Source organism: Flavobacterium cheonanense (genome assembly GCF_039539185.1).
Taxonomy (GTDB): domain Bacteria; phylum Bacteroidota; class Bacteroidia; order Flavobacteriales; family Flavobacteriaceae; genus Flavobacterium; species Flavobacterium cheonanense.
This window is the reverse complement of the sequence record NZ_BAABCT010000004.1, coordinates 72,366-95,126: the sequence shown is the minus strand read 5'-3', so window position 1 is coordinate 95,126 and position 22,761 is coordinate 72,366. Positions and strand designations below refer to the sequence as shown.

The 22,761-nt window shown below is 32.2% G+C and carries 20 protein-coding genes; 12 read left to right on the top strand and 8 right to left on the bottom strand.

Going from position 1 to position 22,761, the window contains the following annotated elements:
• Positions 1 to 22 precede the first annotated feature (22 nt).
• The 6 genes from ABD766_RS08800 to ABD766_RS08775 all read left to right on the top strand — a co-directional run bounded on the left by ABD766_RS08800 (position 23) and on the right by ABD766_RS08775 (position 4,667).
• Complete coding sequence (locus tag ABD766_RS08800) at positions 23 to 445, top strand: acyl-CoA thioesterase (RefSeq protein ID WP_344816328.1); 423 nt, start codon at positions 23 to 25, stop codon at positions 443 to 445.
• Between the two features lie 62 nt (positions 446 to 507).
• Positions 508 to 1,488, top strand: a complete 981-nt coding sequence (locus tag ABD766_RS08795; RefSeq protein ID WP_344816327.1) for a carbon-nitrogen hydrolase family protein — start codon at positions 508 to 510, stop codon at positions 1,486 to 1,488.
• Positions 1,489 to 1,541: 53 nt separating this feature from the next.
• Positions 1,542 to 2,651 carry a cupin domain-containing protein gene (locus ABD766_RS08790; protein WP_344816326.1) on the top strand — a complete coding sequence of 370 codons (1,110 nt, stop codon included), beginning with the start codon at positions 1,542 to 1,544 and terminating at the stop codon, positions 2,649 to 2,651.
• 55 nt (positions 2,652 to 2,706) lie between these two features.
• On the top strand, positions 2,707 to 3,615 hold the full coding sequence (locus tag ABD766_RS08785) for a fumarylacetoacetate hydrolase family protein (protein WP_344816325.1): 909 nt from the start codon (positions 2,707 to 2,709) through the stop codon (positions 3,613 to 3,615).
• 70 nt (positions 3,616 to 3,685) lie between these two features.
• Positions 3,686 to 4,432, top strand: coding sequence for a maleate cis-trans isomerase family protein (locus tag ABD766_RS08780; RefSeq protein WP_344816324.1), 747 nt, complete (start codon positions 3,686 to 3,688; stop codon positions 4,430 to 4,432).
• Positions 4,419 to 4,667, top strand: coding sequence for a 4a-hydroxytetrahydrobiopterin dehydratase (locus ABD766_RS08775; protein ID WP_344816323.1), 249 nt, complete (start codon positions 4,419 to 4,421; stop codon positions 4,665 to 4,667). Before ABD766_RS08780 ends, ABD766_RS08775 begins: the two co-directional genes overlap by 14 nt.
• A gap of 179 nt (positions 4,668 to 4,846) precedes the next feature.
• On the opposite strand, the gene ABD766_RS08770 is transcribed toward ABD766_RS08775, so the two are convergent.
• Together ABD766_RS08770 and ABD766_RS08765 are read right to left on the bottom strand one after the other, a co-directional pair.
• On the bottom strand, positions 4,847 to 6,577 hold the full coding sequence (locus ABD766_RS08770) for a DUF885 domain-containing protein (protein ID WP_344816322.1): 1,731 nt from the start codon (positions 6,575 to 6,577) through the stop codon (positions 4,847 to 4,849).
• Positions 6,578 to 6,706: 129 nt separating this feature from the next.
• The gene (locus ABD766_RS08765; RefSeq protein ID WP_344816321.1) at positions 6,707 to 8,740 is read right to left on the bottom strand and encodes a M13 family metallopeptidase; all 2,034 of its coding nucleotides are present in this window, start codon (positions 8,738 to 8,740) and stop codon (positions 6,707 to 6,709) included.
• A gap of 233 nt (positions 8,741 to 8,973) precedes the next feature.
• Between ABD766_RS08765 and porX the strand changes: the two genes are divergently transcribed.
• From porX to ABD766_RS08745, 4 genes are all read left to right on the top strand, one after another.
• A complete protein-coding gene (porX, locus tag ABD766_RS08760) occupies positions 8,974 to 10,527 on the top strand; it encodes a T9SS response regulator signal transducer PorX (protein ID WP_344816320.1) in 1,554 nt (517 codons plus the stop codon).
• An 88-nt stretch (positions 10,528 to 10,615) separates the two neighbouring features.
• A complete protein-coding gene (tsaE, locus tag ABD766_RS08755) occupies positions 10,616 to 11,023 on the top strand; it encodes a tRNA (adenosine(37)-N6)-threonylcarbamoyltransferase complex ATPase subunit type 1 TsaE (protein WP_344816319.1) in 408 nt (135 codons plus the stop codon).
• Positions 11,024 to 11,101: 78 nt separating this feature from the next.
• On the top strand, positions 11,102 to 12,295 hold the full coding sequence (locus ABD766_RS08750; protein WP_344816318.1) for an alanine dehydrogenase: 1,194 nt from the start codon (positions 11,102 to 11,104) through the stop codon (positions 12,293 to 12,295).
• A gap of 56 nt (positions 12,296 to 12,351) precedes the next feature.
• Complete coding sequence (locus ABD766_RS08745) at positions 12,352 to 12,729, top strand: DUF4258 domain-containing protein (protein ID WP_298303887.1); 378 nt, start codon at positions 12,352 to 12,354, stop codon at positions 12,727 to 12,729.
• Between the two features lie 50 nt (positions 12,730 to 12,779).
• On the opposite strand, the gene capA is transcribed toward ABD766_RS08745, so the two are convergent.
• Positions 12,780 to 13,820 carry a cysteate synthase gene (capA, locus tag ABD766_RS08740; protein WP_298303885.1) on the bottom strand — a complete coding sequence of 347 codons (1,041 nt, stop codon included), beginning with the start codon at positions 13,818 to 13,820 and terminating at the stop codon, positions 12,780 to 12,782.
• 70 nt (positions 13,821 to 13,890) lie between these two features.
• Complete coding sequence (locus tag ABD766_RS08735; RefSeq protein ID WP_344816317.1) at positions 13,891 to 15,951, bottom strand: S9 family peptidase; 2,061 nt, start codon at positions 15,949 to 15,951, stop codon at positions 13,891 to 13,893.
• 267 nt (positions 15,952 to 16,218) lie between these two features.
• Between ABD766_RS08735 and ABD766_RS08730 the strand changes: the two genes are divergently transcribed.
• The gene (locus tag ABD766_RS08730; protein ID WP_344816316.1) at positions 16,219 to 16,542 is read left to right on the top strand and encodes a YbaB/EbfC family nucleoid-associated protein; all 324 of its coding nucleotides are present in this window, start codon (positions 16,219 to 16,221) and stop codon (positions 16,540 to 16,542) included.
• A 47-nt stretch (positions 16,543 to 16,589) separates the two neighbouring features.
• Here the strand turns inward: ABD766_RS08730 and ABD766_RS08725 are convergent, their stop codons facing one another.
• Complete coding sequence (locus ABD766_RS08725; protein ID WP_344816315.1) at positions 16,590 to 17,615, bottom strand: threonine aldolase family protein; 1,026 nt, start codon at positions 17,613 to 17,615, stop codon at positions 16,590 to 16,592.
• Positions 17,616 to 17,662: 47 nt separating this feature from the next.
• On the opposite strand from ABD766_RS08725, the gene prfB reads away from it, so the two are divergent.
• Positions 17,663 to 18,758, top strand: a protein-coding gene (prfB, locus tag ABD766_RS08720) for a peptide chain release factor 2 (RefSeq protein ID WP_344816314.1) whose coding sequence is annotated in 2 segments (ribosomal slippage) — positions 17,663 to 17,725 and positions 17,727 to 18,758 — 1,095 coding nt in all. Because the reading frame shifts where the segments join, the coding sequence is not laid out codon by codon here.
• 112 nt (positions 18,759 to 18,870) lie between these two features.
• Here prfB and ABD766_RS08715 read toward each other — a convergent pair.
• The 3 genes from ABD766_RS08715 to ABD766_RS08705 all read right to left on the bottom strand — a co-directional run bounded on the left by ABD766_RS08715 (position 18,871) and on the right by ABD766_RS08705 (position 22,672).
• Positions 18,871 to 21,414, bottom strand: a complete 2,544-nt coding sequence (locus ABD766_RS08715; protein ID WP_344816313.1) for a zinc-dependent metalloprotease — start codon at positions 21,412 to 21,414, stop codon at positions 18,871 to 18,873.
• Between the two features lie 254 nt (positions 21,415 to 21,668).
• Positions 21,669 to 22,013, bottom strand: coding sequence for a toxin-antitoxin system YwqK family antitoxin (locus ABD766_RS08710; RefSeq protein WP_344816312.1), 345 nt, complete (start codon positions 22,011 to 22,013; stop codon positions 21,669 to 21,671).
• Between the two features lie 161 nt (positions 22,014 to 22,174).
• Entirely contained in the window at positions 22,175 to 22,672 is a 498-nt protein-coding gene (locus ABD766_RS08705) for a hypothetical protein (protein ID WP_344816311.1), read from the bottom strand.
• Positions 22,673 to 22,761 lie beyond the last annotated feature (89 nt).

Below are 22,761 nucleotides of genomic sequence, written 5' to 3'. Positions count from 1 at the left end.
TAATCTTCAATCGTTAATCTATATGAACCAACCTTTCATAAAACAAGAAAAAATTCGTTTCAAACACATTGACTACGCTGGAATAGTATTCTATCCTCGTTTTCTAGAAATGCTCAACGATTTGGTAGAAGATTGGTTTGAAGAAGCACTAGAAAGACCATTCTCCAAAATGCACGAAACCAACGGAATTCCAACAGTAGATTTGAAAGTGCAATTCAAAAACGCTGCTCGAATTGGAGAAACGCTAACCAAAAAACTTTGGGTTAAAGAACTAAAAACTTCCTCTATAATTTGCGGATTTCAATTTGTTAATCAAAATGAACAAACCGTATTAGAAGGCGAAGTAACTTTGGTAAATGTAAAAATTCAAGAAGATAGACAAAGCATCAAAGCAGAAGCTTTTAATGAGGAAATGAAGAATAAAATTACGAATTACAAATTATGAATTACGATTTAATATTCGTTTCAATTCATAATTCGTAATTCTCAATTCATAATTAAAAAAATATGGACATCAAAAAATTCAAAGCCGCCACCGTTCAAACATCACCAGTTTTTCTCAATGTAGAAAAAACGATTGATAAAGCCATTACCTTCATCAAAGAAGCCAGCCAAAATGGAGCACAATTAATAGCTTTTCCAGAGGTTTTCATCGCTGGTTATCCTTATTGGAATTGGATTATGACGCCAGTTCAAGGCAGTAAATGGTACGAGCAATTGTATAAAAATTCTGTTGCTGTATCTGATGAATCAATGAAACCATTATTTCAAGCTGCAAAAGACAACAACATACATATCGTAATCGGAATTAATGAACGCGGCGATTCTTATGGTGAAATTTACAACACCAATTTAATCATAGACAACAAAGGAATTTTAATTGGAAAACACAGAAAGTTAGTTCCAACTTGGGCTGAAAAACTTACTTGGACAAGTGGTGATGGTTCATCTTTAAAGGTCTACAACACTGAAATTGGTCCAATCGGAACGTTAGCTTGTGGTGAAAACACTAATACTTTAGCACGTTTTACGTTACTTTCTCAAGGCGAATTAATTCATATTGCCAATTATATTTCGCTTCCTGTAGCACCACCAGATTATAATATGGCTGAAGCAATTAAAATACGTGCAGCAGCTCATTCATTTGAAGGAAAGTTATTTACCATAGTTTCGTGTTCTACAATTTCTCAAGAAATAAAAGACGCTTTACGTGAAGATGTTCCAAATGTTGATGAAATTTTAACAAGAAAAAACTCAGCTTTTTCAGGATTTATTGGTCCGAATGGTGCTGTAATTGGAGAACCATTAATTGACGATGAAGGAATGGTTTACGCCGATATTGATTTGGAAAAATGCATCCAACCTAAACAAATGCACGACATTCTCGGACATTACAATAGATTTGATATTTTTGATTTGCGAGTAAATATTGCTCCTACTCGAAAAATTACGTTTATTGATAATCACGAAGAGTTTAATAAAAGATAATTATATTATTGGTGACTTCGAGTGCCTCAGCCACCAATATAAAAGATAGAAATATGAACGAAAACCATTCAGACGATCAAATAGGAAGAGCAAGAGTTCAAGATACACCTGAGCTTGAAGCTTATTACAAAGAATTAGAAACACTTGGTGCTGGTGCATTGTGGACTGTTGCCAACGATATTGAACCTTGGGAACCAAGAAGCTCATCTGTTCCAATGCTTTGGAAATATGATGATTTACGCGAATTAGTTTTAAAATCTTCTGAATTAGTTACGCCGGAACAAGCAGGAAGACGCGTTGTTTATTTAGTAAACGATAAACGAAAAGATGTTTCAGCAGCTGTGGGTTGGTTATATACCGGAATTCAAGTAACTCGTCCGGGTGAAAGTACTTCGGCACATCGTCATCGTGCTTCTGCCCTACGCTTTATTATGGAAGGTGAAAAAGGATATACCGTTGTTGATGGCAATAAAATAATGCTAGAAGTAAATGATTTTGTGATTACTCCAAATTCCACTTGGCACGAACACGGCGTTGAAGAAGGCGGAAAAACGTGTATTTGGCAAGATGGTTTGGACATTCCTTTAGTAAATGCGCTCGAAGCAAATGATTACGCTGTATACGATGGCAAACAACCTTTAGTTAAACCATTAAATTATTCGCCAATAACTTATGGTTGTGCCGGATTAATTCCAGCCGATAAAACTTGGGACAAACCTTATTCACCATTATTCAAATATTCTTGGAAAAATGTTTATCCAGCTTTATTGGAAGCTCAAAAAGTCAATGAAGTCAATCCTTTTGATGGTATATTTATGCAATATTCCAATCCGTTAACTGGTGGACATGTGATGCAAACTATGGGTGCGGCAATGCAATTATTACCTGCAGGTTTCAAAGGAAAAGCGCATAAACACACAGGATCATTTGTGTATCAATGTGCTAAAGGAAAAGGTTATACAATTATCAATGGCAAGCGTTTTGATTGGAAAGAACGTGATATTTTCTGTGTTCCATCTTGGGCTTGGCACGAACATCACAATTTATCAGATACCGAAGATGCTTGCTTATTCAATTTTAATGATTTACCTGTGATTGAAAGTTTAGGATTATATCAAGGAAGAGAATTGGAAGAAAATAATGGTCATCAGAAAATAGATTAAAGAGAATAGATAATAGACTTTTAACTTGGCGCCTTTGCGTCTTAGCGGCTTAAACATGAAACTACTTACTTACAAAACAAACGACACCGAACCAAGATTAGGATTCCTACACAACAATCAAGTAATTGATATGGAAGATTTTGGAGAGATATCCAATTTTCCTCTACCAACTTCAATGTTAGAACTAATCGACATGGGATTTGAATTAGTTGAAGAACTTAACGATATGATTGCTGAAACAGATGCTGAACTATTTGATGAAATCGCCTACGAAATGGACGAAGTAACGTTCCTTGCTCCTATTCCAAAACCAAGAAAAAACATCATCGGAATTGGTTTAAATTATACAGAACACGTTGCTGAAAGTGCTAGAACATTAGACACAACAGGCAAATTACCTCAAAAACCAATCATCTTTTCAAAACCACCAACAACCGTTACGGCCACAAATACTGAAATTATTAAAAATACCAAACTAACCGAACAATTAGATTGGGAAGTGGAATTGGCAGTTGTTATTGGTAAAAAAGGAAAATATGTTCCAAAAGCTGATGCCATGGATTATGTTTTTGGATATACTGTTATTAATGATATTTCTGCTCGTGATTGCCGTCGTGAAGGACAATGGATTGTATCAAAAGGACAAGATACTTTCGCACCAATGGGACCAATTTTGGTAACTAAAGATGAAATCGAAAATCCGCACAATTTGAATCTATCTTTAAAAGTAAACGGCGTTGAAAAACAAAATTCAAATACCAAATTCTTGTTGTTCAATATCAATGATTTGATTGAAGATTTGAGTATTGTTTTCACTTTAGAACCAGGTGATATAATTGCAACAGGAACTCCAGCAGGTGTTGGCGCAGGAAGAAATCCACAAGAATGGTTGTACGATGGCAATGTTGTAGAAGCAACTGTGGAAGGAATTGGAACGATTGTTAATACGGTTAAAGAAATATAAAATTAGTATTCAGTCTCAGTTTTCAGTTTTCAGACTGCTAACTGTGACTGAGACTGCAAACTAAATATAAATGAAATACAGAATAGGACAAATAGTTCCATCTTCAAACGTAACGATGGAAACCGAAATACCAGCAATCTTTCGTTCACGTGAAACGATTTTACCAGAGCGTTTTACTTTCCATTCCAGTAGAATGCGAATGAAAAAAGTAACTAAAGAAGAACTCGAAGCCATGGATGCCATGAGTTTGAAATGTGCTCAAGAACTTTCTGACGCTCATGTAGATGTTATGGGTTATGCTTGTTTGGTAGCAATTATGAGCATGGGACGAGGTTATCATTGCGTTTCAGAAGTGAATTTGCATCAAGAAACTGTTGCTAACGACTTCCCTACGCCAATTGTAACATCAGCTGGAGCTTTGATAAATGGTTTGAAAGTTTTAGGAGCCAAACAAATTTCAATCATAACACCTTACATGAGACCTTTGACTGATATGGTTGTTGATTATATCGAAAATCAAGGTATCAAAGTAAAACAAAGTATTGCATTAGAAATACCTGATAATTTGGAAGTTGCTGCTCAGAATCCGATGAATTTATTGGAAATTTATAAGCAATTAGATTTGACCGACGTTGATGTTTTAGTAGCATCTGCTTGTGTACAAATGCCATCCTTAGAAGCCATCGATTTAATTCAGGCTGAATGTGGAATTCCTGTTACATCTGCCGCAGTTTGTACAACATATGAAATGATGAAAAAAATAGGAATCGAAGCTAAATCTGCCATTGGTGGCGAACTATTAAATGGAAAATATTAATTGGGAAACCGTAAACGGAAAATTAGTAACTAATTTAAAGTTCAAATCACAAACTGAGTTGGTTGAATTCCTTTTGAAAGTTGCTCATTTTGCTGATGAAATGAACCATCATCCTGATTGTAAAATTCACAAAGCATTTCAATTAGAAATTTCATTATTTACACATGATAAAAATGAAATTACAGATTTAGATTATCAATTAGCTGGGAAAATTGATAGCATAATCACTAAATAAAAATCATATGAAAAATTTAATCGCATTCATCGCTGCTTTTTTTGCCGCCAAGAAAACTAAATTTGGTTGCTTTGGTACTGTTATAGTTTTTATTGTTGTGTATTGGTTAGTGAAGAAAATTTTATGATTAAAAAAGGAGTTCAAAATTGTTTGAACTCCTTTTCTAATTTACTTTTTTATTACTTTTTATCCAGCATCAATTCTTTGATATGTTTAACTGGTGCACTGCCATAACTTAAGAACTTTTCGTGGAATTTCTTTAAATCAAATTGGTCACCTTCATTCTTTTTTAAGGTTTCCCTAAAGTCATAAATCTCTGTATAACCTGTAAAATAGGAACACAATTGTACTTGCGATAAAGTAGCTCTCTTCCATTTACCATCAGCTTCAGCTTGTTGTTGAAAGGCTTCATTGGTTAGCAAACTAATCGCTTCTTCTTTTGACATATTTTTGGTGTGAACACTATAATCTAAAATAGTATTGCACGTTGTTCTCAAATTCCATTTGTAATACATCAACCACATTTCGTCGGAATTTTTGTAACCACTTTCCAACATCATTCGTTCTGTATAAACTGCCCAACCTTCAACCATTGCGCCATTTCCTAAAATCGATTTGATAATACTTGGCGATTGATTGCTGTAAACCAATTGGGTGTAATGACCAGGAACGGCTTCGTGAATATTTAAAATTTGTAAAATATAATCGTTGTATTCTCTCAAATAACTTTCAGAACGTTCGGCTTCCCAACCTGACATACTTCCAACGTTGTAATATGTATTAGCATTTTTGTCATATGGTCCAGGCGACGAAATAGACGCACCAGCAACACCAGCCATATAATCAGGTTCTTTTCGCACTACCAAAGGTTTTGAAGGATCGATATATAATAAGTTTTTAGCTTTTACATAAGCTGTAAGTTCTGGAATTTGCTTTTCGATTTCCGATTGAAATTTTTCTGGCGTTGTATGTTGCAACGATATTTTATCAATAACTTGACGAATAACTTGCAATTTATCAGTTGGCTTCGGAGCTGAACCGAGATATTTTGACCACAATTTATCGGCTAAAACAAACATTTTTTCATGCAAATCTTTCTTGTGATTAATTGCTTTCTGATAGATTTCGTCAGATGAATAACTTGATTGAATATCAAAATCAAATTTCTTAGCATATAGTTCTTTTCCTAATCGGAATGATCTCGGCGATTTGTTTTCCAGTTTTTGCAACCAAGTAACATAGCTTTTAATAGCTTCAACAGATTTTTGAGCTTTGTTTAAAATAGTAGTTTTCTCTGATTCCGATAATTTACTTTTGTCTAAAGCAGTTTTTAAATCGGATTCAAATACTGAAATACCACCTAAATTCTGGTCGATAGCTAATTGTGTATGTTCAATTGTTGGATTTTTGATATTCGTTTTTGCAGCTTCATAATACGCTGGAATGTTGTCCATTTTAGCTCCGAAATTCTTCAATCGAGTTTCTAAAGTGTCGTAACTTCCGTTTAATATTTCGGCGAAAGCACCACAAACATTATACTCTGAAGGATTCCAAGTATCTGATTTTAATTCGTTAATAGAAAAAAGAGAACCTTCTGCATAATTCTTAATCATGTAGAAATCCGTTTTATTATTATCCGATAAATTGTCTACAGAATAAGTTTCTAACGAATCTAAATTGGCTTTAGCAAAATCTACCAATTTCTTGGAATAATCCGCATTTGGAACAACCAAAACGCTATCATATTTATGAAAACCTACATTGGAAGCCCAACCTGGATTCAATTTCCACAAATTGTCTACAAAGGTTTTTTTGTAAGTTTCAAAATCTGAATCCGTTTTAACGCGTTCTTCTTTTTTACAAGAGGCAAATAATAAAACAAGACTTAAAGCAACAATACTTTTTTTCATAAACTATGTACTATAAATTAATTTGGGTTTTCGGAATATTTAAAACAAAATCTTTTGAATGAAATGTTGTTTTCATTTGTAAATTTTGTTGGTCCAATGACTTTCCTTTTACTAATATAACTTTAAATATTACCAAATCACAACTCTCAACGAATCAGGCTGATACATTGCGCTTCCGGGTTTAATATTGAATGCTTTGTGAAACTCTGGAATATTTGCCAACGGACCATTAATTCTATATTTTGCTGGCGAATGAACATCGGTCATTACTTGCTGCGATAAATATTCTTTGGTTCCATTAACCATCCAAGCGTAACCGTATGCTAGAAAATATCTTTGGTCTGGAGTTAATCCACTAATTTTTTCGTTGGTTTTAAATTGCTTTGTTTTTTTGAATGCTTCATATCCCATCACTACTCCACCTAAATCAGCAATGTTCTCTCCTTGTGTAGCGTCTCCATTCACATTCTTATCGCCTACTTTAAATTTGCTATACTGAGCAACAATTAATGCAGTTTTTTGTTTGAACTTCTTCAAATCTTCAGCAGTCCACCAATTGTTTAAATTTCCTTTGTCATCATACTGACTTCCTTGATCATCAAAACCATGCGTAATTTCGTGACCAAAGGTAGAACCACCAATAATTCCGTATAAAATCGCATCATCAGGCATTCTTCCTTCAAATCCTGGAACAATGATATTACATGCTGGAACACAAATTTCATTATTGCTTGGATTGTAATAAGCATTGTAAGTTTGTGGATACATTCCCCATTCTGTTCTGTCAACTGGTTTACCATATTTATTTATCATGTAATCGTAAGACCATTTATTGACAGCCATCACATTTTTTAAATAATTATTTCTGTCAATGGTTACAGAACTTAAATCTTTCCATTTATCAGGATATCCAACTTTCATAACAATTTTGCTCAATTTATCTAAAGCTTTTTTCTTAGTTGGTTCACTCATCCAATCAAGATTTTTGATACGAACTGCATAAACATCACGAATATTATTTCCAATTTCAAGAAGTTTTTCTTTTGTTCCTTTTGGTAAATATTCATCAACATAAACTTGACCAATTAATTCTCCTAAAGAACCATCTGTTTGCTCAACAATACGCTTCCATCTTGGTTTTTGAACCTTAACACCGCTCATCACAGTAGAATAAAATTTGAAATTTTGGTCTTCAATTTCCTTGTTCAAATAAGAAGCATAGGTATTAACTAAATCCCATTTTAAATACGTCTTCCAATCTTCAATAGCATAAGATTTTAGCATTCCATTTAATGCTTTATAAAATTCTGGTTGTCCAACTATCACAGTATCAGCTTTAACAATTCCGAAATCTTTAAGAGTTACATTCCAATCAATATTTGGAGTAATTCCATTCAATTGGGCAATACTCATTTTGTTATAGTTCTTAATTGGATCACGCAAAGCTTCTAATTTCCTTGAAGCTTTCGCTAAATCGGTTTCTAATTTCATGATTGAAGCTGCATTTTTTGTAGCTAAATCTTGTTTAACTCCTATCAACTCCATCATCTTTTGAACATGTTTAACGTATTCTGTTCGAATAGTAACAGTTTCTTCATCAGTATTGAAATAGTAATCTCTCTGTCCTAATCCTAAACCTCCTTGATGAAGAAAAATAGCATTTTTAGCACTATTTTTATCATCTTGCCCAACATAAAAACCGAAACCAGCTCCAGAACCAATAGTATGCAAATGACCTATTTCTTTCAACAAACTTGGAACATCTTTAATGGCATCAATTTTAGAAAATTCGTCTTTTAAAGGATTTATTCCTAGTTTATTGATGGTTGTAGAATCCATTCCAGAAGCATAAAAATCGCCAATCTTTTGTTTATTACTACCTTTTTCAGCACCAGCTTCAGCGGAAGTTTCACAAATAGATTTTATTTGATTGTTGATGGTGTCCTGAATCATTCTAAAAATACCATTACTTCTCTCAGACGAAGGAATAGGATGTTTTTTAAACCAACCTCCATTAGCATAATTAAAAAAATCATCTGATGGATTGATGGTTGTATCTCTATTAGTTATTAAAGGATCAACAAAAGTGGTTTCTTTCTTGTTACAACTTACTATTGTTATTGTAGCTAAAGTTATAAGTGATAAACGTTGCAATAATTTCATATATGTAAATTTTGATTTGTTAGCGGTCATATATGTTATCGCCTTTACTTATTGGTGTTTGTTTGCAACAAACTCTTTTTTAGTGGCGATTTCATATAAAATATTTTAAAATTCAAATTTAATCATTTTTATCTTTTAATAGACCTATTGCTATTTATTACTATTTTTTTTACAATAATTTTAATACATCGTTCGTTCTATAAATAGTAAATTGCACCAAATTAAATACCATTATGGATAAAATCAAAATACTTTGGGTGGATGACGAGATTGATTTGTTAAAACCACACATCCTTTTTTTAGAGAAGAAAAATTATGAAGTAACTACATGTAATAATGGTCGTGACGCAGTAGATATTTTTGCTGAAAACAATTTTGATGTAGTTTTCTTAGACGAAAATATGCCTGGAATGAGCGGATTGGAAACGCTATCAGAAATTAAAGAGAAGAAATCTTCTACGCCAGTAATAATGATTACAAAAAGCGAAGAAGAATATATCATGGAAGAAGCAATTGGTTCTAAAATTGCCGATTACCTTATCAAACCAGTAAATCCAAATCAGATTTTATTGAGTTTGAAAAAGAATTTAGATCATTCTAGATTGATTTCAGAAAAAACAACTTTAGATTATCAAAAGGAATTTAGAAAAATTGCTTTAGAACTTTCTATGGTGAATTCATATGAAGATTGGATTGAGTTATACAAAAAGTTAATCTTTTGGGAATTAGAATTAGAAGACATTGAAGATTCTAATTTAATTACAATTTTAGAATCACAAAAAGTAGAAGCTAATTCACAATTTGGAAAGTTTATTGAAAGAAATTATGAGGATTGGTTCAGTCCTAAAGCTGATAAACCTATTCAATCTCATACTTTATTCAGAGAATTAGTTGTTCCCGAGTTAGTAAAAAAAGATAAACCGGTACTTTTTATTGTAATTGACAATTTACGTTATGATCAATGGAAAGCTATGGAAAGTACCATCAATAATTATTACAAATTAGAGAAAGAAACGCCCTATTTTGCTATACTTCCAACGGCAACACAATATGCTAGAAATGCTATATTCTCAGGATTAACTCCTTTAGAAATGGAAAAACAATTTCCTCAATACTGGAAGAATGATGTTGAAGAAGGTGGTAAAAACTTATTTGAAGCCGAATTTTTAACAGCACATTTAAAACGTTTGGGATTAAATATAAAACAAGATTATTTCAAAATCACAAATTTGGCTGGTGGAAAAAAATTAGCTGATAATTTTAGAGCTCTAAAAGACAATAATTTAGTTACTGTTGTATACAATTTTGTAGACATGCTATCTCATGCTAAAACTGAAATGGATGTTGTAAAGGAATTAGCATCAGATGATAAAGCCTACCGTTCATTGACATTGAGTTGGTTTAAAAACTCGCCATTGTTAGATATAATTCAACAAGGTCAAAAACTTGGATTCAAATTAATAATCACAACAGATCATGGAACTATAAATGTGAAAAATCCATCTAAAGTGATTGGTGATAAGAATACAAGTTTAAACTTAAGATACAAAACAGGACGAAGTTTAACTTATGAAGATAAGGATGTTTACGCCATAAAGGACCCAAAAAAAATTGGCTTACCAGCAATAAATATGAGTAGTTCTTATATTTTTGCAAAGAATGATAACTTTCTGGCTTACGTAAACAATTATAACCATTATGTAAGTTATTACAGAAATACCTATCAACATGGAGGTATTTCCTTAGAAGAAGTTATTGTTCCATTTTTAGTATTTAATCCGAGATAAAAATAGTTTGCAGTAGTCAGTGTTCAGTAGGCAAAAATCTGAACACTGAACACTGAACACTGAACACTGAACACTGAACACTGAATACATGGAAATAATTTTCACTTTAGATGAAATCGATGCTGTTGCACAAAAAATCATTTCAGAAAATCCAAAAAAAGTTATTCTTTTTAATGGATTAATGGGCGTTGGAAAGACAACTTTAATAAAATCTTTAGCTAAAAATTTAGGTGTAAATGATGCTACAAGCAGTCCAACCTTTTCTTTAGTTAATGAGTATCAAATATCTAATAATCAGTATATTTATCATTTTGATGTATATCGATTGAAAAATGAAACTGAAGCATTAGATATGGGTATTGATGAATATCTTTATTCTGGAAATTGGTGTTTCATCGAATGGGCTGAAAATATTCCAAATTTAATTCCCGAAGAACATTCTAATATCAAAATCGTTATGCTTCCAGACGGAAGAAGACATTTAACTTTAACATAGAATAGATAGCTAAATTAAAATTGCTATTGTAATTACTATTTAATTTTTTGTAACTTGTGCCATAATTCATTTGTAACTATGTCACTTACACCTTTTACAAAACAACAACTTCTTCCTCAAGAAGAAAAATTAGAAATTGCTCGTCACAAAAGCGAATTGTTTATTGGTATTCCAAAAGAGACAAGTTATCAAGAGCGACGCATTTGCCTAACTCCTGATGCAGTAAATTCATTAACCTCACACGGACATCGAGTTATGATGGAAGCTGGTGCAGGTGAAAGCTCAAGTTATACTGATAAAGAATATAGCGATGCTGGTGCTGAAATTACAAATGATACTAAAAAGGTGCTTTCTTGCCCAATGCTTTTAAAGGTTGAGCCGCCAACTATTGTAGAAATTGAGTTGATGAATCCTAATTCTTTAATCATTTCAGCCATTCAATTAAAAACCAGAAAGAAAGAATATTTTGAAGCGCTTACCAAAAAGAAAATTACTGCATTAGCATTTGAATACATAAAAGATGAAGACGGTTCTTATCCTGCTGTGAAATCATTGAGTGAAATTGCAGGAACTGCTTCGGTTCTTATCGCAGCTGAATTAATGATAAACAATCAATTTGGGAAAGGATTATTATTTGGAAATATAACTGGAGTTCCTCCTACTGATGTTGTTATACTTGGCGCAGGAACAGTTGGTGAATTTGCAGCAAAAACAGCTATTGGACTTGGAGCAAGTGTAAAAGTATTTGATAATTCAATTACTAAACTAAGAAGACTTCAAAATAATTTGAATCATCGAGTTTTTACCTCTACGATTCAGCCAAAATCATTATTGAAAGCTTTGCGTCGTTGTGATGTTGCTATTGGAGCCATGAGAGGAAAAGATCGTTGTCCGGTAGTGGTTACAGAAACAATGGTTGAACATATGAAAAAAGGAGCTGTAATTGTTGATGTAAGTATCGATACTGGAGGTTGTTTTGAAACTTCAGAAATCACTACTCACGAAAAACCAACCTTTATTAAGAGTAATGTTATTCACTACTGTGTACCAAATATTCCGTCAAGATATTCTAAAACAGCTTCACTTTCTATTAGTAACATTATTACTCCTTATCTCCTTCAAATAGCAGAAGATGGCGGAATTGAAAGCGCCATAAGATGCAATAAAGGTCTAAAAAATGGTATTTACTTATATCATGGCATTTTAACAAACAAAGCTATTGGTGATTGGTTTAATCTTCCGGATAGTGATATAAATTTAATAGTTTTTTAAATTAGTATTCCTTCCAAAATAATTTTGTTTAGTTTACATTTGCAAAAAAATTAACAATGAAATTTTATCAAAGATTAGCTTATTATCTTGTAGGTTTGGTTATGGGTGCATTTGTCGTGGCCCTTGTTTTATCTGGTAAAGATACGCGTTGTAATTATTTTCCAAATGCACGTGTTTTAAATGATTTAAGAAATAAACCTTTCAATTATAGTATAGAAGCTTCAAGAAAACTTTCAGAAGATTGGATTGATACCATTGATATAAAAAATACACTTACTTATGGTGATGTAGATTTTGATAAAAGCAATGTTGTTTATCAAAAAGGGAAGTTATATGTAATTGAAGGAAAAACAACAAAGAATGATACAATTACTTTGAGAGTAATAAATTATCCTAGTAAAGCTGTTTTAGAAGATATTATTAGAAAGAAATAAAAAAACTCCAATAAATTATCGGAGTTTTTTTTATATAAAAAGTAAATCTATTACTTAATAAATTCAATTTTTTGAGCTTCTTCAACATTAACACTGTCAAAAAAACCTTGCTCATTCATCCAATCATCACTAAATACTTTGCTCATGTATCTTGAACCGTGATCAGGGAAAATTACAACTACATTACTTTCAGAAGTAAATTCACCTTCTTCAGCAAATTGTTTTACCGCTTGCAAAGCAGCTCCAGAAGTATATCCTACAAATAAACCTTCTGTTTTAGCAATTTCTCGTGTAGTGTGAGCACTTTCTTCGTCAGTAACTTTCATGAATTTATCAATAGATTCAAAATCGGTAGCTGTTGGAATTAAATTTTTTCCTAAACCTTCAATTCTGTATGGATAAATCTCATCGTTATCAAATTCTTTAGTTTCATGGTATTTTTTCAAAACAGAACCAAATGCATCAACTCCTAAAATTCTAACGTTTGGATTTTTCTCTTTTAAAAATTTTGCAATACCTGAAATAGTTCCACCTGTTCCACTACAAGCAACAAGGTGAGTAATTTTTCCAGCAGTTTGTTCCCAAATCTCTGGACCTGTAGTCATATAATGTGCATCAATATTCAATTGATTAAAATATTGATTGATATAAACAGAACCTTTAGTTTCTTCGTGCAAACGTTTTGCAACATTGTAATAAGAACGCTCATCATCAGCAGAAACGTGAGCTGGACAAACATAAACTTTTGCTCCTAAACTACGAAGCATGTCGATTTTGTCCTTAGATGATTTTGAACTTACTGCTAAAATACAGTTATAACCTTTTATGATACTTACCATAGCTATACTAAAACCAGTATTTCCAGAAGTAGTTTCAATAATTGTATCGCCAGGAGTCAAAATTCCTTTTCTCTCGGCTTCTTCGATAATATATAATGCAATTCTGTCTTTTGAAGAATGTCCTGGATTGAAGGCTTCAACCTTAGCATAGAAGTTTCCTTCTAAATTTTCGGTTACTTTGTTCAGCTTAATAAGAGGTGTATTTCCTATTAATTCCAAAACATTATTATAGGCTTTTATTTCTTCTTTCATAAATAAAAAATTAGTGTCGAGGCAAAATTTTTAAAATTAGCTTGCCACAAAACCTTGCAAATTTAATAAATTAATTTTTAATTTTTTCTAAATCTAACAAAAAACTGAATTCTTTGGCAACTTCTTTAAGAGATTCAAATCTTCCAGATGCTCCTCCATGTCCTGCATCCATATTTGTGTCCATAAATAATTGTTTAGAATTGGTTTTTAACACTCTCAATTTAGCCACCCATTTAGCTGGTTCCCAATACTGTACCTGAGAATCATGCAATCCTGTAGAAATATATAAATTTGGATAATCTTGCTCTTTCACATTATCATAAGGCGAATACGACAACATATAATCGTAATATTTTTTAACATTTGGATTTCCCCATTCGTCATATTCTCCTGTTGTTAATGGAATAGTATCATCAAGCATCGTTGTTACAACATCAACAAATGGCACTTGAGCAATCACACCATTATATAATTCGGGATTCATGTTGATAATTGCACCCATTAATAATCCTCCAGCAGATCCACCTTCAGCATATAAATGTTCTTCAGATGTATATTTTTCAGCAATTACGTGTTTGGAACAATCAATAAAATCGGTAAAAGTGTTTTTCTTTTTTAATAATTTTCCGTCTTCATACCACATTCTTCCCATGTCTTCACCTCCGCGAACATGAGCTATGGCATAGATAAATCCTCTATCCAATAAACTCAATCGCGTTGTTGAAAAATAAGGCTCCATTGTCATTCCATAAGAACCATAAGCATACAAAAGAAACGGATTTTTACCATTCAACACCATTCCTTTTCTATACACCACAGACATTGGAATTTTGGTTCCGTCTTGAGCTGTTGCCCAAATTCGTTCTTCGATGTAATTGTTTTTATCAAATTTTCCTCCAAGAACTTCTTGCTCCTTCAAGATGGTTTTCTCTTTAGTACGCATATTAAAATCAATCACCGATGAGGGAATTGCCATAGATTGATAGCCATAACGAAGGATTTCAGTATCAAAATCAATATTAGTTGTAGTGTATGCAGTGTAAGTTTCAAGTTCGAAAGGCAAATAATATTCTCCTTCTCCACTCCAAGGCATAATTCGGATTTTATTCAGACCATCAAAACGTTCAGAAACCACCAAATAGTCTTTAAAAATATCAATGCCTTCCAATAAAACCTCTTCTCTATGCGGAATTAAATCTACCCAATTTTCTTTATAAGTTTTATCTTCAGGAGTTTTCATCACTTTAAAATTGGTTGCATCATCTTTATTGGTAACTATATAAAAACTATCTTCATAATGTGAAATAGAATATTCTAACTCACGAGTACGTTTTTGAAAAACTTTAAATTGTTCATCAGGTGTTGCCGATAAAAGAATCTGAAATTCAGAAGTTAAAGTACTTTCTGAAGAAATAATCAAATATTTTTTTGATTTTGATTTGTAGATAGAAACATTGAAAGTATGATCTTTTTCGAAATAAACTACAACATCTTCTGATGGATTTGAACCTAATTTATGTTTGTAAATTCTATCAGGACGAAGTGTAACTTCATCTTTTCTTGAGTAAAACAAAGTTTTATTATCACTTGCCCAAGTTGCGCCTCCAGTAGTGTTTTCAATTTTAAGTGGAAGAATTTCATTAGTTTCTAAATTCTTAATTTGAATTGTATATTGACGTCTAGAAACCGTATCAACTCCAAAAGAAACCCATTTGTTATCTTCACTGATATTAATACCATTTAAGTTAAAATACGAATGTCCTTTTGCCATTTCATTGCAATCAAACATTATTTCTTCTTTGACATCTAACGAACCTTTTTTTCGAGAATGAATTGGGTAATCTTTACCTTTTTCAAATCTAGTAATGTAATAATAACCATTGTAAAAATAAGGAACCGACGAATCATCTTCCTTAATTCTTGCTTTCATTTCTTCAAATAAATCCTTTTGAAAATCTTTGGTATGTGCAGTTAATTGATTGTAATAATCGTTTTCTTTATTCAAATAATCAATAACTTCAGGATTTTCTCTATCGTTTAACCAATAATAATTATCAATTCTAACATGTCCATGTTTTTCAAGTTCATGAGGAATAATTTTAGCAATTGGTGGTTGTATTTTTGTACTCATAATTGTATTAAAATTCAAAGCAAATGTATTGCAAACTAGTCTTTAATAAATGTTAAGTGATGGATTGATATTAACATTGTTATTGACATTTTTTAACTCAATCATTGTATATTGTATAAATGTATATTGTATAGTTGTATATTGTATAATGAAATTGATTTTTGCACTTCGACAGGCTCAGTGTGACATTTGATTTTTGAAGTTGATTTTTGATATTGACTTTTGAAATTGAATTCCCTAATTTTGCAAAACTAAATACTTAAAATTATGTTTGGAGATATCATGGGAATGATGGGTAAACTAAAGGAAACCCAACAAAAAATTGAAGAAACTAAAAAACGATTGGATACTGTTTTAGTGGACGAACAAAGCAATGACGGCTTGTTAAAAGTAACTTTAAATGCCAATAGAAAAATAAAGACAATAGAAATTGATGAAAGTTTGTTGCAAGACAAAGAACAACTTGAAGATTACTTGATTCTTACTTTAAATAAAGCTATAGAAAAGGCAACCAACGTTAACGAAGCTGAATTAGGAGCTGTTGCCAAAGATGGAATGCCAAATATTCCAGGAATGGATATGTTTAAATAAATTCCAAATTCCAATTTTTGATAATTAAAGATTGGTATTTGGAATTTTTAAAATTGGATTTTTGAGAGTGCTTCCATTACATAACTATGCATCACTTCTTTGTAATCTAAATGGGTTACAATACGTAGTTTTCCTTGTCCCATAGAACTTATGTGGATGTTTTTTTGTTTTAATTTTTCAATAACCCATTTATCTTCCAATGATGGTCTTACTGAAAAAATTAAGATATTAGTTTCAATTGGCTCCACTTTTTCGACCCAAGGAAGTTTACTCAATAATTCACCTAATTCTTTAGCACGTCTATGATCATCTTCCAATCGAAGCATGTTGTGTTGCAAAGCATACATTCCGGCTGCAGCTAAATATCCTGATTGACGCATTCCGCCACCAAATATTTTTCTAATACGAAGCGCACGTTTCATATCGGCTTTAGTTCCTAATAATAAGGAGCCAATTGGAGCGCCAAGTCCTTTAGATAAACAAACTGAAATCGTATCGAACAATTCACCAAATTGTTTTGGATGTTGTTTTTTGGCTACCATGGCATTCCACAATCGAGCACCATCTAAATGATATTTTAGATTATTCTCTGTGCAAACTTGTTTTATTTTTCTCAATTCAGCCAAATCATAACAAGCGCCACCACCTTTGTTAGTTGTATTTTCAATACTTACTAAAGTAGTTAAAGGTGCGTGATAAAATTCGGGATCATTTATAGCATTTTTTACTAAATCGGCCGTAATCATTCCTCGTTTTCCATCAACTAAACAACAAGAAACACCACTATTAAAAGATGCTCCACCACCTTCATAATGATAAATATGAGAATATTTATCGCAAATTACTTGTTCACCAGGTTGCGTATGAAGTTTGATTGCCGTTTGATTAGCCATAGTTCCACTCGGAAAAAACAAAGCTGCTTCCATTCCAAATAACTGAGCAACAGCAGATTCTAATTCATTTACTGTTGGATCTTGCTTGTAAACATCATCACCTACTTTGGCGTTAAACATAAACTGCAACATTTCGTTGCTAGGTTTGGTTACAGTGTCACTAACTAAATTTATTTCCATATCAATTTCTGATGCATTACATTTGCGTTTACAAAATTACATTATTTATGACAAATACCGAACAAATTAAAGGTATTGTAGAACGTCTTGGTGCGTTGAGGAGGTATCTTTGACATTGATGCCAAGCTTATCGAGATAACCAACGAAGAGGAAAAGACCTTTGCGCCAGACTTTTGGAACAATGCCAAAGAAGCAGAATTGATTGTAAGAAACCTGCGTTCTAAGAAAAAATGGGTGGAAGATTTTGAAAAAGCAAATTCGCTTGCCGAAGAACTTCAAATGACCTATGACTTTTATAAAGAAGGTGATGCCACTGAAGAAGAACTAGATACACAATATGATTTAACCAATAATTTATTGGAAGATATCGAATTCAGGAATATGCTTTCTGATGAAGGTGATAATTTGAGTGCTGTATTGCAAATTACCGCCGGTGCTGGCGGAACTGAAAGTTGTGACTGGGCTTCTATGTTGATGCGAATGTATTTGATGTGGGCAGAAAAGCAAAAATACAAAGTAAAAGAATTAAACTTTCAAGAAGGTGATGTTGCCGGAATTAAAACAGTGACTTTAGAAATTGAAGGTGATTTTGCTTTTGGATATTTGAAAGGTGAAAATGGTGTACATCGATTGGTGCGAATTTCTCCTTTTGATAGTAATGCCAAACGCCATACTTCTTTTGCATCGGTTTATGTTTATCCTTTGGTTGATGATACTATAGAAATTGAAATTAATCCTGCAGATATTGAGATTACAACAGCACGTTCAAGTGGCGCAGGAGGACAAAATGTAAACAAAGTAGAAACAAAAGTACAATTAGTTCACAAACCAACAGGAATTCAAATTCAGTGTTCAGAAACGCGTTCGCAACATGATAATAGACAACGTGCAATGCAGATGTTAAAGTCGCAATTATATGAAATTGAGTTGAAAAAACAATTAGCCCAAAGAGCTGATATAGAAGCTGGAAAGATGAAAATTGAATGGGGTTCGCAAATTAGAAATTACGTAATGCAACCTTATAAATTGGTCAAAGACGTTCGCACTGGAAAAGAAACTAGCGATGTTGATGGCGTAATGAACGGCGAAATTGACGGATTTTTGAAAGCTTACTTGATGATGATGGGACAGAAAGAGGAATAGTGTTTATTGTTCAAAATACAACCTTTGCTATAGCATCAGTTTCTTTCTAAATTAAAACTAAATAGCCGATCTAAAGTGATCGGCTATTTTAGTTTATAATCAATATAAAAAACTACCTATTCGGATTCAGTGCTTTATCAATTCTAGCTACCAAATCAGCAATATGAAATTTACTTATTCTATCAGTTGCAGTTGCACTTGCTACTTTTAGTTGAGTTCTTAGTTCTATTAAATGTCCTCTTGCAATTGAAGGCACATCAGTATCTGCAATAATTATTCTTTTTCCGTTAAAATTTGCGACAACATTTCTATCTAAACTAATGGCATCAATTAATTTAAATACAAAACCTTTTTGTAAATTTCTTCTGTAAATATTAATTTCAGAATTTGATTTTAGTTCAGAAAAAATACCTCGTTTTAAATCAGTCAATAACTCATCTACAGAATAATTTGCTTTACTTAAGGAAGAAGTTTCAAGTAAACGTACCATTCGATCAGCAGATAATAAATTAGATAATGTTCCATCTTGTATTCCTTTCATAAGCTCTACACCGTTATCTGGATTAATTTTTGCTAAAATATTTTGATCTAGTAACCAAGAAGGTGTCTTAAAAACTTGTTCATTTAAAAAAGCAACTGCTTCATTTTGAATTGATGAAGGAACTACTTCATATTCATTACCAACCATATCATAAGTTTTTGGAGTCTCGTAAATTCCACCGACATTTTTGGTAACATGACCCATGTAGCGACGAAATTGACCAACCAAAGAGTTGTACAAACCTTCAAGTTCAGAATAATCCTCACCTTTTTCTTTGCTCCATTCAAGCAAATTAGGCAAGATTCTTTTTAAATTTTTAATTCCATATTCAGATGCTTTCATTGCATTATCACCTAAATCCTCAGTTTGATATCTCGGATCGAATGGACTAGATTCCGTTCCAAACCACAATCTACGATTTTTATATGCTTCTTTCGTCATTTCATTTAACAATGCTTTTTCATCATCATCAGATTTTGCATCGCTAAAATAAGAATAACCCCATTTTATAGCCCATTTGTCGTAATCACCAATTCTTGGAAATAAGTCGGTAACACCATCTTCTGGCTGTGCTACGTAATTGAAACGAGCATAATCCATAATGGATGATGTATGTCCGTTTTTCTTCTGAAACTCAGGATTTCTCAACATTTCAACTGGAGTGGCATTACTTGCTCCCATATTGTGACGTAATCCTAGTGTATGACCAACTTCATGAGCCGCAACAAATCTAATTAACTCACCCATTAATTTATCATCAAACTTTTTGTTTCTTGCTTTTGGATCGACAGCAGCTGTTTGTATCAAATACCAATCACGTAATAAACTCATTATGTTGTGGTACCATCCAATATGACTTTCCATAATTTCACCTGTTCTTGGATCGTGAACATTTGGTCCGTAAGCATTTTGAATTTCAGCAGCAAAATATCTTAGTACAGAAAAACGTGCGTCTTCTAAACTCATTGTTGGATCATTTTCTGGCCAATATTCACCACGAATGGCATTTTTCCAGCCTGCAAATTCAAATGCAGCTTGCCAATCATCGATACCTTGTTTTATAAAAGGTTTCCATTTATCTGGAGTGGCTGGATCTAGATAATAAACTATTGGTTTTTTTGGTTCAATTAATTCACCACGCTTTTGCTTTTGAGCATCTTCTTCATTTTTTGGTTCTAAACGCCATCTTACAGCAAAAATGTCAGTGTCAGCTTTTTGCGAATCCTCTTCAAAAACATCATATCCATTAGCGAAATAGCCCACTCTTTTATCAAAAGTTCGCTTGCGCATCGGATTTTCTGGAAGTAAAATAAACGAAGTATTTATTTCCATTGAAACCACACCAGCATCTAAAGCGGCAGGAAAATCTGTACCTATTTTTGGTGTTGGAGTTCTTGAAATTTGAGGAGCAACTGTGGCAAATGTTTTTGTTGTTCGTATTTCAGTATTTATAGGAAAACTTTTTACAAATTGAATAAACGACTTATCTTTTTGAAATGCTTGTATGCTTAATAATTGTTTATTAATAGGATTCAATGAAAAAATTTGAGTATCCGAATCGAAAGCAGTGGTCATATCGATTACACTTGATAGGTTTTCTTTACCAGATTCAGACTTTTTGTACGCCAAAACATCATAAATTCCAATAATTGGATCAGCACTCGAATTTTTTACTGATTTTGTTATAGGTTTATCTTCATCGGGTGTTGTAATTACATAGGTTATTGAACGTAAGATAATAGTATTGTTCATTCCTTTTTCAAAGCGAACCACCTGACGATTAATCTCTTCACCTCCAAATATTCCACCACCAGCAGGAGTTTTAGAATATCTAGTTATGGTCATAATTTCTTTACCTAGTAGTGATTCAGAAATTTCAAATAAATATTTTTCACCTACTTTGTGAACATCAATTAAACCTTTTTGAGTAACAGCTGTTGAGTCAATAACTTTTTTGTATGGCTTTGGTTCTTTTTTGGCTTCTGGCTTTTTAGCATCAGCAGCAACTGTTGGTGGAGGAGTTTCGTTTTTCTTTTTGTCTTTCTTTTGTGAAAAACTCGAAGTATTTGTCAAAAGAAGTAGACAAAAAACAATTTGGATTGATTTTTTAATCATAAAATTTAGTTTAGTTAATTCAAACAAATATAAATTGAAAAAAGTTGAAACTTTCCAAGTTAATTAAAGTTTAATAAAAAATTATGAATTTATTTAAATTATAAGCTTATCTTTGCACTGAGGATTCCGAAATGAAGTTACACCTCACCACAATAGCCGATCGCTCCAGATCGGCTTTTGTATTTTATATACCTATTGAAACTAAAAAAGCCACCTTAAAAAGATGGCTTATTATTTTATTTCTAAATTTTGTATTAATTTCCTGCAACAAAATTTGGTTTGAAATTAGTAACTGAAACAATTTCATTATTTGAATAAGAAACTTCTTTAGTTGCAATTGAATTATCAAAATATTTCCATACTCCAGATTTTACTCCGTTAGAATATTCAGCAATAGCTTGAATCGTACCATTTTCAGAATATGAAGTCCATTGTCCATCTAATTTACCATCTTTAAAGAAACCTACTTGTTGTACATTTCCATTATCATAGTAATAAGTCGCTTTTACTAATTGTCCAACAGCTTCTAATTGTGGTTCGCCTTTTGCAAAAATTACACCTGAAACCATCATTAACGCAATTAAAATTATCTTTTTCATAAGTAGTTTGGGTTTTTAATTAATATTCCTATAACAAATATACTTTTTATTTTACAATAAAAAAACTTTTACTTAACAATTTAATAACATTAGATAAATTTTAACTTTTTTTACAAAAAAAACCGATGAATTTCATCGGCTTTTTATAATTATTTTTTAGACTAAGCTTTCTTTTTAGATTTAGCTTTTTTCTTTGCTTGTTCTTTCTTTTTAGATTTAGCTTTATCTTTAGACTTTTGCTTTTTAGCTTTCTCTTTCTTTTTAGCTTTTTTCTTTTTCTCTTTGTCTTTTTCTTTTTGCTTGTCTTTCTTAGCTTTAGCTTTCTTTTTGTCTTTTTCTTTTTTCTCTATTTCTTTAGCTTTAGATTTTTTTTCTTTTTCTGAGTCTTTCATAATTTCAGTGTTTTCGCTATTTACAGAGACAGTTTCTTCAAGAACTTCTTCTGCTTTAGCTTCTGTTACTGTTGCTTCTTTAACAACTTTTGTTCTTGTTCGAGTTGGAGTTGCTTTAACTGTTGAAGTTCTAGTCGCTCTTGTTCGTGTCTTTGGTTTTTCAGAAACTACTTCTTCTTTAGAATCTACAACAATAGATGTTGATTCTTGCAAATTTTCATTCGTTTCCAAGTTATTGTCTTCTGTGTTTTCTTTTTTAGTTATCATTGTGATGTTGTTTTTGTATTTAAATGTAAATTCAATGTAAATTTTACATTAACAAAAATACGATATAAAACAATTGCCCAATGTTAAGT